The 14,406-nt window shown below is 37.0% G+C and carries 14 protein-coding genes and 2 pseudogenes; 15 read left to right on the forward strand and 1 reads right to left on the reverse strand.

Features of this window, described 5'->3' with window-relative positions:
- Positions 1–107 precede the first annotated feature (107 nt).
- The 4 genes and pseudogenes from EFD62_RS02040 (at position 108) to EFD62_RS02050 (ending at position 3,054) form a co-directional block, all read left to right on the forward strand.
- Positions 108–867: pseudogene (locus EFD62_RS02040) on the forward strand (ABC transporter ATP-binding protein).
- Between the two features lie 157 nt (positions 868–1,024).
- Positions 1,025–1,375 (forward strand): annotated as a pseudogene (locus EFD62_RS18300) (ABC transporter permease); the annotation flags it as partial.
- A gap of 27 nt (positions 1,376–1,402) precedes the next feature.
- Positions 1,403–2,848, forward strand: a complete 1,446-nt coding sequence (locus EFD62_RS02045) for a hypothetical protein (RefSeq protein ID WP_235832529.1) — start codon at positions 1,403–1,405, stop codon at positions 2,846–2,848.
- Positions 2,849–2,865: 17 nt separating this feature from the next.
- A complete protein-coding gene (locus EFD62_RS02050; RefSeq protein WP_069194527.1) occupies positions 2,866–3,054 on the forward strand; it encodes a nucleic acid-binding protein in 189 nt (62 codons plus the stop codon).
- Between the two features lie 118 nt (positions 3,055–3,172).
- Here EFD62_RS02050 and EFD62_RS02055 read toward each other — a convergent pair whose 3' ends face one another.
- Positions 3,173–3,823, reverse strand: coding sequence for a hypothetical protein (locus tag EFD62_RS02055; RefSeq protein WP_069194526.1), 651 nt, complete (start codon positions 3,821–3,823; stop codon positions 3,173–3,175).
- Positions 3,824–4,199: 376 nt separating this feature from the next.
- On the opposite strand from EFD62_RS02055, the gene EFD62_RS02060 reads away from it, so the two are divergent.
- The 11 genes from EFD62_RS02060 (at position 4,200) to EFD62_RS02115 (ending at position 14,249) form a co-directional block, all read left to right on the forward strand.
- Positions 4,200–5,213, forward strand: a complete 1,014-nt coding sequence (locus tag EFD62_RS02060) for an O-acetyl-ADP-ribose deacetylase (protein WP_069194525.1) — start codon at positions 4,200–4,202, stop codon at positions 5,211–5,213.
- 96 nt (positions 5,214–5,309) lie between these two features.
- Complete coding sequence (locus EFD62_RS02065; RefSeq protein WP_069194524.1) at positions 5,310–5,963, forward strand: vWA domain-containing protein; 654 nt, start codon at positions 5,310–5,312, stop codon at positions 5,961–5,963.
- A 109-nt stretch (positions 5,964–6,072) separates the two neighbouring features.
- Positions 6,073–6,384 carry a hypothetical protein gene (locus tag EFD62_RS02070; RefSeq protein ID WP_128705661.1) on the forward strand — a complete coding sequence of 104 codons (312 nt, stop codon included), beginning with the start codon at positions 6,073–6,075 and terminating at the stop codon, positions 6,382–6,384.
- A gap of 187 nt (positions 6,385–6,571) precedes the next feature.
- Entirely contained in the window at positions 6,572–7,384 is an 813-nt protein-coding gene (locus EFD62_RS02075) for a transporter substrate-binding domain-containing protein (protein ID WP_069194522.1), read from the forward strand.
- A 78-nt stretch (positions 7,385–7,462) separates the two neighbouring features.
- Positions 7,463–8,125, forward strand: coding sequence for an amino acid ABC transporter permease (locus EFD62_RS02080; protein ID WP_069194521.1), 663 nt, complete (start codon positions 7,463–7,465; stop codon positions 8,123–8,125).
- 14 nt (positions 8,126–8,139) lie between these two features.
- A complete protein-coding gene (locus tag EFD62_RS02085; RefSeq protein ID WP_069194520.1) occupies positions 8,140–8,925 on the forward strand; it encodes an amino acid ABC transporter ATP-binding protein in 786 nt (261 codons plus the stop codon).
- 304 nt (positions 8,926–9,229) lie between these two features.
- Positions 9,230–9,790 carry a GrpB family protein gene (locus EFD62_RS02090; protein WP_069194519.1) on the forward strand — a complete coding sequence of 187 codons (561 nt, stop codon included), beginning with the start codon at positions 9,230–9,232 and terminating at the stop codon, positions 9,788–9,790.
- 562 nt (positions 9,791–10,352) lie between these two features.
- Positions 10,353–11,279, forward strand: a complete 927-nt coding sequence (locus tag EFD62_RS02100) for a DUF2935 domain-containing protein (protein ID WP_069194518.1) — start codon at positions 10,353–10,355, stop codon at positions 11,277–11,279.
- A gap of 287 nt (positions 11,280–11,566) precedes the next feature.
- Positions 11,567–11,926, forward strand: coding sequence for a BlaI/MecI/CopY family transcriptional regulator (locus tag EFD62_RS02105; protein WP_069194517.1), 360 nt, complete (start codon positions 11,567–11,569; stop codon positions 11,924–11,926).
- Positions 11,923–13,449 carry a M56 family metallopeptidase gene (locus EFD62_RS02110; protein ID WP_069194516.1) on the forward strand — a complete coding sequence of 509 codons (1,527 nt, stop codon included), beginning with the start codon at positions 11,923–11,925 and terminating at the stop codon, positions 13,447–13,449. The genes EFD62_RS02105 and EFD62_RS02110 overlap by 4 nt, the downstream gene beginning before the upstream one ends.
- Positions 13,450–13,658: 209 nt before the next feature.
- Entirely contained in the window at positions 13,659–14,249 is a 591-nt protein-coding gene (locus tag EFD62_RS02115) for a hypothetical protein (RefSeq protein WP_069194515.1), read from the forward strand.
- Positions 14,250–14,406 lie beyond the last annotated feature (157 nt).

Below are 14,406 nucleotides of genomic sequence, written 5' to 3' on the forward strand. Positions count from 1 at the left end.
ATAAATTACTTAATAGTTATAGTTTGAAAATGATTGAATGATTATGTTTACACATAGAGGATTTAAATCTATAATATACATACATTATTAACAGGGGGGTCAATGTAATGAGTATTTTAAATGCTAACAGTATTACAAAAATATATGTTAGCAAAGGCATAGAATATAAGGCAATAAACGGAATTGATTTGACTGTTGACAAAGGAGAATTTGTAGGTGTAATGGGACCTTCGGGAAGCGGTAAAACTACATTATTGAACATATTAAGCGGAATTGATTACCCGACAACCGGAACGATTGAAATTGAAGGACGAGATATTTGCTCATTAAAAGATGATGAATTCGCGTTTTTTAGAAGACGGAAGATAGGATTTGTTCTTCAGGATTTTAGCCTCTTAGACAGCCTCACAATAAGAGAAAACATAATACTTCCAATGACCCTCGAAAGAAAAAAATACTCGTGATATAGACAGAAAAGCAAATGATATTTTAAGGCTTCTAAATATATTTGAGATAGCAAATAAATATCCCTTCGAGACTTCTGGAGGTCAACAGCAGAGAACTGCCATTGGTCGTGCGTTAATAAATGATCCTGCAATAATATTTGCTGATGAACCCACCGGTAATCTGGATTCGAAGTCATCAAATTCTATTATGACTTATTTCCAGAAAATTAACAAAGAAAAATCATGCACTATACTTATGGTAACCCATGATGCGTTTGCTGCAAGTTTTTGCGATAGAATTATTTTTATTAAGGATGGGCATATCAACAGTGAAATGGTAAAAGACTGCAGGAGAAAGGAGTTTTTTGACAAGATACTTCTACACCTTTCGAAAATCGGGGGTGAAGAAAATGACGTTTAAAGACTTGGCTATAAAGAATTTTAAAGGCAATGTGAGAAAATACTTATCTATATTCTTGTGCTATAGTCTTTGTGTTATGGTGCTACAAGTGTTTTTTAACATATTGCACAATAAAGATTTTTTGGATGTCTTCTCAAATAAGAACATAAAAATGCTAATGAATTTTTCATTAATTGTATTAATTATATTTTTAGTTTTTTTCATAAGTTATGCTATCCAGACTTTCTTAAAACTAAGGAGCAAGGAATTTGGCGTATACTTAATGGTCGGTATGAACAGGAAAGATTTGATTAAACTGATTTTTATTGAAACTTGCATTATAATTGCAGGTGCATTGATTGTGGGTTTCATTTTCGGCACCGTCTTATCATGTCTATTATATATTGTTTTTAAGGTATTACTGGAACTAAATAATATATCCTTTTCATTTGAGCTTATTAGCTATATTAAGACTTTAGCGATATTTCTTCTAATTTTTTTCATTCAGTTAATCTTTATTTGGTTATACTCAAAAAAGTTACATTTAAATGAGATTATGAAACAGTGGAAAAAGCCTGAAAGTACCACAATGCCTAAACCAACGAGCAGCATAGTTTTGAGTATTTTAGCAGTTCTTATGTTACTATTTGCACATATCAATTTATACAACTATATTGCCGGCGTAAGAAGCGATAACAACAGTGGATTGACACCGGTGGTTTTTGTTGTTTGTTGCTTCGTGGGGATCTACCTTATTATATCGCGATTAGGCGCTGTAATTTTGCATTTATTTAAAGGGAGCAAAAAGAATTATTATAACAATATATTAACTATTACGGAAATACGTAATAAGGTGAATCAAAACAAGAAAGTTATTTTCAGTTCGACGATATTATGTATTGTGTTAATATTTTTTGTTTCTGCAGCCTACTCGATTTTGGCTGGTCTTCCAAGAGTCATTGAAACTGAACAGCCCTATCATATTGTATATGTAGATCCTAACAAACGATTGGACATGTCAAAAATTGATAGGTTAATCAAGGGAAATAACTTAAAACAAGCAGTGCATAAAAAGTTGGATTTCTTGTATGCATCAAGAATAGTTAGTTTTGGCGAAACTGAGACTTCCACAGAAATGGCTGTTATTTCAGATGAACAATACAGGGGTGTTACCGGTAAATCATTAGATGTTGGCAAAGGCAGTATAATGCAGATAAACTCGGATTTGGCAAGTGAAGCAAATAATCAGTTTCCATATGATACAGTCAAATTGGATTTTGGAGGAAAGTCCTATGATTTCAGATTTGTCGGTGAGGAACGCACCATACTAATAAATCTCAAAGTACAACCGTCAAGGTTTATGCTGATTGTAGATGCTGATGATTTTAATGAAATGAAAGATAATGTTGATGAGCGGTATTTTGGAACATTTAATATGCTTAATTTTGATGATTGGAAGAGGACCGGTCCCCTAGTTGCTGAACTGAAAAGGCAGCTTGAGGATGAGAAAAACAAAGATTTCAGTACATCAGAAAACAAGGATTCGGCTGCTTACAGTGCATTTAAAATGGTTTCAAGAATTGAGTATTATGTTTCTGTTAAAAGAGAAAGTTCAATGAGATTGTTTATTGTAAGCTTTATTGGAATTTTATTTCTTATTTGCACAAGTTGTGTTATCTACTTTAAGCTCATTACAGACATTGAGCAGCTAAGAATTAAGTATAAAAAGCTAAAGAAAATTGGAATTACTGAGAGTGAGTTTAGAAAAGTAATTTCAAACGAACTAAAAGTGGTTTTCTTTACTCCGGTATTATTGGGCGCGTTTTTGGGATATATACTTATACGTATAGCTACATTGAATACACGTATGGAAGAGGTGTTTGCGGTAAATACATTAGTTGTCATTTTTGTATTCTTCCTTTTCCAATTAATATACTATATAATAACTCAAAAGAGATACAATAGGGAAATAATTAAATTCCATTTAAAGGCAAAAAACTAATCTCCGGAGGTGTTGAAATGAGAAAATGCATAAGATGTGACTCTGAAATGTCTGAAGACTTTGATGTTAAGGTCGAAGGGGGAGCTTACGGGTTAAAGATTACGAAACCGGGTATCTTTAAAGAAAACCTTGGCAAAGTACATTGTGCAGTATGTTCGAAATGTGGGTATGTTGAATTTTATTTGAAAGATACAACAAAGATATAAAAATGATTATGGATTAGATTTTGTGAGTCTGTAGGTTGAATAATAAAGGGGAATAGACAATGGGCCAATATGGCCCATTGTGTATTCCATTTTGATTGTCTGATTTTTTGGCATCATTTTATTTCATGTCGGCTAACAGTGTTTTTATGTTGTCATCAGTGAAATCAAACCACATGGCTTCCGGCTTTTCGTTTTGCGCATTAATAGCCTCTAGGAAATCCTCTTCTGTAGCAGCTTCATGATTGACAAAAAAAGAAAAGGTCTGATTATTCTCGGAATCATAGCTTGCTTCACTATAAGTTATCTTATTTACCGTATAACCCTTATCTGTGAATTCTATTGTACCGAACCCATGGTCTCCTACACCGCTGGAAAAGGAAAATGTACCATCAACTTTTACGTCAAAAAAAGCTCTATACGGCAAAGTGTAGCCATAAAACATTTCATCTTGATAACGCAAAACCTCAAAGCCAAAACCCTCGTTGTTATTCACAGCCAGACAAAGGATAATTTCCGGAATACCATCCCTTTCTAAATCAACTGTTGCAAATTTTGTCACGTTTACCGTAACACCGCTGTCGGCAGCAATGGCTTCGTTTAATTGGGTAATATTCAACTCTTTATTGGAGTCCACGCTGAAAAAATTGATCTTGTTTTGCAACACCAACCGATACGCTTTCATCGGTGATTTGTTCGGCATATTCTTACATCCTCCAAGTATAAGTATTGTAAGTATGGTAACAAATAGCATGGAAAATTTGTTTTTCATTATTATGACTCCTATTCTACTAAACTATTGCTTTTTCGCCAAACCTGAACTTATAGAGCAAACATCGTATGGCTCATTGGCTGTGTTGTTCCTCAATTGTCATAGTATGCTCAAATAACTTATTTAGATAGTATATGCGGTTCTACCGTTTTTGTCAATACTTAGATAATTATGCCAGAGCTTATGGAAGTAATTTAGAAGAAATACTTTAAAATTAAAAAGAATAAATTGTATCCAGAAATAGATTCTTAAGATGGTATAATGGAAATATATTATTTTACGATTGGATTGGGCATTTAATGAAGTAATGGTTAATAATACTCTTTGCAACATAATTAAAATGTTATTAAGAAATTGAGGTCAAGGAGGTAGAGTAATGCCACTCGAGATAATCCGTAATGATATAACAAAAGTACACGTAGATGCAATTGTTAATGCAGCAAACTCATCCCTGCTTGGAGGAGGAGGGGTTGATGGGGCAATCCATCGTGCAGCAGGGCCTGAGCTGCTTGATGAATGCCGGGCTCTTGGTGGTTGTGAAACCGGACAAGCAAAGATAACTAAAGGGTATAGGCTGCCTGCAAAATATATAATCCATACTGTTGGACCTGTTTGGCATGGCGGTAAAAACAATGAGGAGAAGTTGCTGGCAGATTGCTATAAAAATTCACTTGCATTGGCAAAAGAACATAATTGTGAAAGTATTGCTTTTCCGCTAATATCAGCAGGCGCCTTTGGATACCCAAAAGATAAAGCATTAAAAACGGCTATTACGGTCATTGGAGATTTTCTGTTGGGCAATGAGATGACAGTTTTCCTAGTTGTATACGATAAGGCAGAATTTATGTTGTCTAAGAAGCTATTTTCATCTATTGCCCAATATATCGATGATAGATATGTAGAAGAACATACTTTCATCCGAAGAGAAAGATTTGAGAAAATATACGAATCCGAAGAAAGCTATAGAGAAGATCCCGACATATTCTCAATAGAAGCACCTGTTCAGAAGAAGAAATATAAAAGAAGCCTTGATGATGTAATAAAGAACATGGACGAAACATTCTCGCAGATGTTATTACGTTTGATTGACGAAAAGGATATGACATATGCACAAACCTATAGAAGGGCCAATATAGACCGTAGACTGTTTTCTAAAATCCGTAATGATATGAATTACAATCCAAGCAAGGCAACTGTAATTGCTTTTGCAATAGCATTGAGATTAAACTTGGATGAAACCAAAGATTTACTGCTTAAGGCTGGTTTTGCACTTTCTCACAGCAGTAAATTTGATATCATTATTGAGTATTTCATTGAAGAAGGCAACTATAATATTTTTGAAATAAATGAAGCTTTGTTTGCGTTTGACCAAGACTTGTTAGGGGTGTAAAGTGGCAACATTGTGGAATTGTCGCTTCTCATGCGACCAATCTCCAGATAAATAATGTTATCCTTTAATTAGAATAAGTGATTGGGGGATAACATTATGAAAAAAGGTTTAACGGAACTGGTTTTTATTCTTGACAGAAGTGGCTCTATGAGCGGTCTTGAAAGCGATACTATTGGCGGATATAACTCCATGCTGGAAAAGCAGAATAAAGAGTCCGGCGAGGCAATAGTAACTACTGTACTATTTGATGATAAGTATGAATTACTGCATGATCGTATTAACCTTCGAGGAGTAGCACCTATAACAGACAAAGAGTATTTTGCCAGAGGTACTACTGCGTTATTGGATGCGGTGGGAAAAACAATAAATAAAATTGCAAATGTTCAGAAGCATACAGGTGAAGATGAGCGAGCTGAACATGTTATGTTCGTAATAATAACTGACGGCATGGAAAATGCCAGCAAGGAGTTTGGCTACGAAAAAGTCCGCCGTATGATTGAACGTCAAAAAAGCAAATACGGCTGGGAGTTTATTTTCCTTGGTGCAAACATTGATGCCATTGCAACTGCAGAGCGCTTTGGAATAAGAAAAGAAAGAGCAGCAAATTATAACGCAGATAGTGAAGGAACCTTACTTAATTACGAAGTAATCAGTGAAACAGTAAGTTGTATGCGTGCAAGTCGCCCTATAGCAGAAGATTGGAAAATTCGTATTGAAGAGGACTTCAAGGGGCGCGGACGAAAGAGATAAAAAGTATATTGACGAAGATAATCAAGGGATTGTAAATAGATGCAAGAACATAAAAATAGAATAGAGAGCAGTCCCTTGTCATCTATTTTTATGGGGAGGAGGATTCAGGATGATAATAAATAAATTAGTACAACTTGCAGTAGTAGTTATAAATATATTCGGAGTTCTTTGTTTGATATATTTCGCAATTCCGTATGTTACGCATAATACCGTTGTTCAAAATCCAGATGCTATGCTACCTGCTGAAGCGTGGGATGCGGCAGGAATGACCCTAACAATCGGATTGATTCCACTTGTGATTGCTAATGTACTTAGCTTTGTGTTTGTTAAAAACAAGAAAAAACTAGCAAGACTTTTATGGTTCATTCCCAGCATTGCTTGTTTAGTTATGGTTGTAAGTTACTGGATTGGCAGCATTTAATTATACGAGCAACCAATCATGAATAAATATGTCCCGTATTGCGGTATAGTACTGAATGAGAGCGATAAGACTATCTGTGAAGCCAGAGGTAAGTTGCACCATAATGTCAGAGAAAAAGTCTTTGCTTTATTATGTTAACGTGATATAATGAGGAAGTATTTTTAGTTTGAGATTGGGGGAAGTAAAAATGAGAAAATTGAGAATGAAAAAATTAATGTCGTTGCTTCTAGCGCTAACTATGGTTCTTGCGTTCGCCGCTTGCGGCACTGAGGAAACTAATAAATCTCCAGATGAAGGTAGTGATTTGAGTTACGTTAAAGGTAATGGCAAACTGATTATTGGCTACACAAATTATGAGCCTATGAATTATACAGATGAAAATGGCGTTTTTACCGGTTTTGACACAGAGTTGGCGACCTTAACATGTGAGAAGCTTGGCCTTAAACCTGAATTTGTTGAGATCAACTGGAAAACCAAGGAAGTAGAACTGAATGCAAAGTCCATTGACTGTATTTGGAATGGATTGACAATCGACGATGAGCGTAAGGCAGCCATGGAAATTACCAAGCCTTATATAAAGAATGCTCAGGTGGTTCTGATAAAAGAAGGCACTACTTACAACGGAACGGAATCCTTAATAGGTAAGACTGTTGTGGCAGAGCAGGGTTCTGCCGGTGAAAATACCATTAATGCTGATGATAATCTGAAGCAGGCAAGCTTTGTTCCTAAGACATTGCAGACAGACTGCTTGATGGAATTGAAATCCGGTACTGCTGACGCAGCTGTGTTGGATTTAACTTTGGCAAAATCAATGACGGGCGAAGGCACTAACTATGAGGATATTATTATTGTAGATTACTTAGCCGAAGAAGATTATGGCGTTGCCTTCCGAAAGGGTTCTGATATTTGTGCGGAAGTGAATAAGATTTTCGACGAATTTGTTTCAGACGGCACTATAGCTGCATTGGCTGAAAAGTATGGACTGGAACAGGCTGAATAGGCTTATATACATAAAAATGAAGTGAGGGCAGAGGGCTAATCCTCTGTCCTGCCGCTTATAGGTTGAGGTAAAAGAAATATGAATGAAATTCTTGTGATTGTTACGAGGCTGTCTGAGAGCTTTATGCTCAATTGTAAGCTTTTTGTATTAACGCTTTTGTTTGCGCTACCTTTAGGGATGTTGATTGCTTTTGGATCAATGAGCCGCTTTCGTCCTCTTCGATGGGTGGTGCGAACTTTTGTCTGGATAATCCGAGGAACGCCACTGATGTTGCAGCTTATAATAATTTTTTATGGACCGGGTCTATTAAAAATACCTTTTTCCTGGCCAAATGGTGGACCGGGACGTTTTATTGCTGCAACCGTTGCCTTTATTATCAACTATGCCTGTTATTTTTCGGAGATCTATCGAGGCGGTATTGAGAGCGTACCGGTGGGACAATATGAAGCGGGTCAAGTCTTAGGAATGACAAAGACACAGATTTTTTTCCGTGTAACACTGCTTCAAGTAGTGAAGCGTATCGTTCCTCCAATTGGTAATGAGGTGATTACTTTAGTGAAGGATACATCTCTTGCCAACATCATTTCAAATAAAGAGATCATAATGATGGCTGGAGAATACAGTAATAAAGGACTTATTTGGCCTCTCTTTGCCACGGGCATATATTTCCTTATTTTTGTGGGGGCGTTAACCATACTGCTTAATTGGGTAGAAAAGAAACTCAGTTATTTCCGTGCTTGAGAGGAGGGATTCGATTGGCGATTTTAGAAGTAAAAGGTATTGAGAAAAGTTTCGGAACCCTCAAGGTTTTGAAAAAGATTGATTTTTCATTGGAAAGAGGAGATGTAATCGCGATTATAGGTTCTTCCGGAAGCGGAAAGACCACATTGCTGCGGTGCCTTAATTTCCTAGAGCGGCCTGATAAAGGAAGCATCGTCGTCAATAATGAGGTGATTTTTGACGCAATGGATCCCGCTACTCAACGGGAAAGTGAAGTGCGGAAAAAGCGTCTGCATTTTGGCCTGGTTTTTCAAAATTTTAACCTGTTTCCTCAATATACAGTCCTAAAGAATGTAACATTAGCAGCGGAACTATTAGCCAAAGGACGTCCTAACTTCAAACAGGAGAAAAAAGTTATATTGAAAGAGATCCAAGACCGGGGCAAAATGCTTCTTTCTCAGGTTGGTCTATCGGAAAAGCTGGACTACTATCCCCATATGATATCCGGTGGACAGCAACAGCGTGTAGCTATTGCCCGGGCATTAGCTCTAGAGCCGGACATTTTATGTTTTGATGAGCCTACTTCTGCCTTAGACCCTGAACTCACTGGGGAAGTGCTGAAGGTTATTAGGAATTTGGCGGAGCGCAACACTACAATGATTATTGTTACTCATGAGATGGATTTTGCTCGGGATGTGGCAGACCGTGTTATCTTTATGGATGGTGGTGTGATTGTTGAACAGGGTCCACTCCAGGAAGTATTTGGCAATCCTAAAGAAGAGAGAACTAAGCAGTTTCTGGCCCGGTATAAGAAAGGTTAAAAGTGAAACAGGAGACGGTTTCTCTGTCTTGTATGTGATTATCCCCATTAGAAGGTGCTGCAGAATGTAAGAGATATGGAGGTTTTAGGCCGCTGTATCTCTTTATTATTTTGGGACCTTAATATAGAGATTTCTCACCTAATGTATTATACTGAAAATGAAGTATGCCACTGGAATATATGATAATTGTAGTAGGAGATTTAATAAGTATTATCAAGAAGGAGCTAGTAGAAAGTAGCGGATTTTGTTTTTGAAAATTGGTAGACAGATGGAGTATGGGTTAGCTGGAAGGGAGGATATTTGAGTGCGTAAACCGTTATCGGAAATGACACTTCGTGAGCTTTGGCAACTGTTTCCTATTCAGTTGACGGAGCATAAGGAATGCTGGAAGGATTGGTATAGGGAGGAAAAGGAATTTTTATCCTCATTTCTTCCGAAGAATGTTCAAATTCATCATATTGGAAGTACATCTATAAATGGAATCTGGGCTAAACCCATTATTGACATTTTGGTGGAGGCCAGACCTGTAGAACATCAAGCAATTTACGAACTGCTCCTTAGAAACGGATATCTTTGCATGGATCAAAGCCAAAACCGAATGGATTTTAATAAAGGCTATACACCGGATGGTTTTGCCGACCGCGTTTTCCACCTACACTTAAGAAATTTTGGCGACAACGATGAGCTCTATTTTCGCGACTATCTGAGAGAGCATTTAGAAATTGCAAAAGAGTATGAAAATCTTAAATTGTCCCTCTGGAAAAAATTCGAATTCGACCGTAACGGATATACAAAGATGAAAACAGATTTCATCCGAAAATATACGAATATGGCAGTAGAAAAGTATGGTGAGGGGAAATATTAATGACTGTATGGCCAATTTTATATAGTTAATAGGTACGATTTTTATAGCGAAGTAGACTGCCTTTCAATGATAGGAGACATTACGACAAGAAAGATGATGGGAGAGTATATTGTTTATTATCGGGGAAAACATATCGGTGATATATGCGATAATAGGTTTCTGGTCAAACGAACAAGTACATCCGATAGACTCCTTGCAGACTGTTGACTTGAATACCCGTATGAAGGCTCAAAGACATTGTTGTATTTGGTGGAAGAAGTTGAAAATGTTGATATGATACGGGAATTGTTGGAAGGGTTCTATACGGAACTTCCGGAAAGAAAGAAGAAGTGAGATTTATTTTGAGGCGCCGGATTATGTAAAAGAGGGCATTAGAGAATCTAGTTTGAATAGGGCAAAGTGAAAAAGCAATATAAGTATCTGATGGTTTACCTCTATGAGAAAAAGGTTACATGAAATATAAGTTACTACTGTTATCATGTGCAGTATTCCGTAACAATTCATAGGATATTAACATAAACTGATATTGCAAGTTAACCTTTTTTAGGGGGAGGAATAAACCATGCTCTCAAGCATTGAATTTATTAGACAGTCCCTAGGTTTACATCTGTTTTTTGCAAGGATTATGAAAGAACACTCATTTTTCCTTGAAGTTGGGTTTGCGCCGAGGGACTCAGGCTTTACTCAGCGAGCAGATGCTTTTCGCAGGGAATTTGACGCACTTCTAGGAGAAGCTATTTCGCTTTCGAGCGGTGTTGTTAATCCTGAGGTACTTAAATCAGGAGAGGTAATAACACCTTTTACTTTGAATGCAGAAATGGCAACCACATATTTTACAGGGGTACAGATACCGACTCAACTGACACAGGCAGAGGCAGGGCTAGCAGGAGGCGGTATAATAACAGCAAATCCTATGCTTGAACAACGTGTATCTGCGCTCAACCAGAGGGCAATAAATGCAACTGCTGCGTTAATACAGTTTAAGAAGGATATCTTATCTAATGTTTTAAACTGCAAAATGTTTACATTTAATTATCCTTTGTTGATTCTACACATAACTCGTGAGGCAGAATTATATCTTCAGCAGCTTAGAAGACTTCAAAGAAGAGAAGAGACAGATCTGGCAAAAGAAGCCTACGCATTAGAATTTTTTTGGAATAGGCAAATGGCAGAACATGCCAAGTTTATTCGAGGTTTACTTGATCCTACAGAAGAAAATTTGTTCAATCAAGCTAATAGTTTTGGAAATGAGTTTGATCAATTGACAGCAGAAGCAAAGGCAGCAATGGAAGCGACCGCTCCACTGGCTAAAGTTACTGACGAAAGCTTAAAAGCAACAGAGGATTTTCGGAACTTCAAAGCGCAGGGCACGCAGGGTATTCTTGCATGTGAAGTAAAATCAATCATTATACCGCTACTGGGGGATCATGTCTTGCGTGAAGCGAACCATTATTTGAGATTGCTTAAAATGTTTGAAGGAAGTAAATAAAGATATTTGGTATGAGATTTGCGCGCCGAAACAATAGCTTTTGCAACGGATAAGCCGATTCTGTATCCACCGGTCTGGGAATTTCGGGAAGGGTCTAATACCGCTGAATTTACTGCAAGTTAATACCATGAAATCAGGTACACAACGGATGGGTGCGTCCCTGATTTTTTTGCGTTCTCTACGCATCTGTTGCAATGGAGAAAACATGTATTTTGCTATTGACATGTCAGGTCTAATGCGATAGACTTTAATTAGGTCTATTAAAATAAACCTGAGGAGGCAATTTCATGGAAAAGTATAAGCTATTTGACGCGGAATACAAATTTGTCAGCATTATTTGGGACAATGAACCTATCAATTCTACAGAGCTTGTAAAGCTATGCGCAGACAAACTCGGTTGGAAAAAATCGACCACCTATACTGTATTAAAAAAGCTTTGTGAACGGGGTATCCTGCAAAACACGGATGCGACCGTTACTTCATTGGTAAAGCGTGAAGATGTGCAGAGATATGAAAGCAGAGCCGTATTGGAAAAAACATTTGACGGTTCACTGCCGAAATTTTTGACTGCCTTTTTAAGCGGCCGTAAGCTTTCTGAACAGGAGGCTGAGGAATTGAAGCGGATTATAGAGGAGGCGGTGAAATGACTTATTTGCAAGATTTATTTATAGCAATTGTAAACATGAGTATCACTGCATCCTATGTGGCTATCGGTGTAATCCTTCTACGTTTTCTTTTTAAAAAAGTGCCGAAGATTTTTTCCTATATTCTTTGGACTCCTGTACTTTTCCGTCTTGTATGCCCATTTTCTATTAATTTCGTCTTTAGCTTTTTCAATCTAATAACGCTGAATGTAAAGCAAGGAAGCAGAGTATATGAGTTTGTACCGCAGAATATTTGGCTTAATGAGACGCCTTCGGTTGGAAATATTGATAATGCAGTGAATGCTCCCTTGCCCGGGACTGTTCTATCTGAAAGCGTGAATCCCATGCAGATATGGATAACTGTTTCTAGTCTTATTTGGATTTTTGGCGTTATTGTATTGACGATTTATAGTTTTTCTTCTTATATGAAAATCAAAGGAAAGCTTCAGACTGCGACTCTCGTGGAGGGCAATGTCTTTGAAACCGATGCCATCAGCACAGCCTTTGTATGCGGCTTTATCCGTCCGAGAATTTATGTGCCGACGAATATTGGGGATGCCAACCTATCGTACATATTGGAACACGAGCGCACCCATATCCGCAGGAAGGATTATCTCATAAAGCCAATTGCTTTTTTGGCACTTATCCTGCACTGGTTTAATCCGCTTATGTGGCTGAGCTTTGCTCTCATGAGCCGGGATATGGAAATGTCCTGCGATGAGAGTGTGATGTATAGGCTGGGCGAAGGAGCAAAGGGTGGTTATTCAAATTCACTTCTGTCGCTGTCGGTTAGGAGGAAAGGTATTTTAACGGCTGCTCCTTTGGCATTCGGCGAGAGCTATGTAAAGACCAGAATAAAAAATGTTCTAAATTTTAAAAAACCTAAGTTTTGGGTCATAATGGTTGCGGTTATGGCAGTTCTTGCAGCTTCGATTGCTTTTGCCACAAATGCATCTAAAGAAGGTAAAATTTTGGTAAAGGACAGAAGAAAAGTCCTGGAAGTCAACGACGAATACAATCTTAAAGCCGATCCAACCAATAAGGGAGAACTGCAAAGCGATCTTAATGACGCCATTTATAACAAATATGATTTTATGAATGTGGATGATGAAACTGTATCAACCTTTACTCCTATGCCAGACGAAATGAGGGATGAAGAGCAAAAGGCCTTTCAAGTACTACAGGAGTATTTTGCCGCTTTTGAGCTAGCGGATTATGATGCAATGTGCATTCTTAGCACCGAAAACCATAACAATAATTTTGTCGACGATGGCAAAGGTAATTTTATTCATGATGGTGATGTATGGGGGATGAGATGGGCTAAAGCAAAAAAAATAGAATTAATAAGAGATACGCATTTTTTACGTATAGAAAATTCTGACTCGGTTTTAGTATTTAATGTATCAGTTGATATGGAAACCGTAAAAACATCTGCTCAATATTTGTCAACCCAAACCAGTTTTTATGTTGTGCTTTTAAAAGGTGATGATGGGAGGTGGCGGGTAGATAGATATGAAACCGGATAAAAATAGGGTGATTTTAAATTAAGGTATTGATTTTTTATAACGGTATTACCTTGCTGTGTTAGAGGATACAATATATGTTGATTTTGCTCACATAAAGGAATATAATTAAAGTACAAGCAAAATAATTGCAAAAAGTGTTTGTTAGTGTTTTGGCCAGTACGTTCAATGAAGAGGTTCACAGCGAATATTTATTGATGTGGGGGAGCACAATGGAAAAGTTTTATATCTATGTAGTTCTTACGAGGACTAATACAATAATATCGAGACTTATAGGATTTTTTACAAAAGATGAATTTACCCACGCTTCTATTTCGCTAGACAGAGACATTGAGAACATGTATAGTTTTGGAAGGAAATACGAATTCTATCCGTTTATTGGTGTATTTAAGCATGAGAATCTAAATAAAGGGACATATAAATACTGTAGAGTACTGCCGGGAGCAGTAATTGAGTTCGAGGTATCAAAACAGCAGTACAAAAGGGCTAAAGCCCTATTAAGGTATTTTATTGCCAATGCCAGCCAATATAAGTACAATTATATGGGACTTATCAATAATTTATTGAATAGGGAAGCATGCGACAGTTCAAGATTCGTTTGCTCTGAATTTGTGTATTATATCTTGAAAGAAAGTGGTATTGCAGATCTTAAAATATCAAGAAATCTTGTCAGACCTCAAAGTCTTCTAAGATTAAACGGACGAGTAATATTTAAAGGTGATCTCAAGGATGCAAAATTACTAAAGGGATGCTTAAGGAATCAGGAAATACCTATCAAACAAAAACTATCTGCGGCTTTATAACAATTCAGTTTAAAAAATTTCGGTTGTAGAAAAATTTTTTCCCCTGAGGATACGTTTTTTTCATTTTGTTATTTTTTTAACAAAAAAGCCTTAATATTTTGTAAACAATGTGTTATTATATTTATGAGGATATAATTCAATATTAAGAAATATAGAG

The sequence above is a fragment of the Acetivibrio mesophilus genome, assembly GCF_004102745.1.
Lineage (GTDB): Bacteria > Bacillota > Clostridia > Acetivibrionales > Acetivibrionaceae > Hungateiclostridium > Hungateiclostridium mesophilum.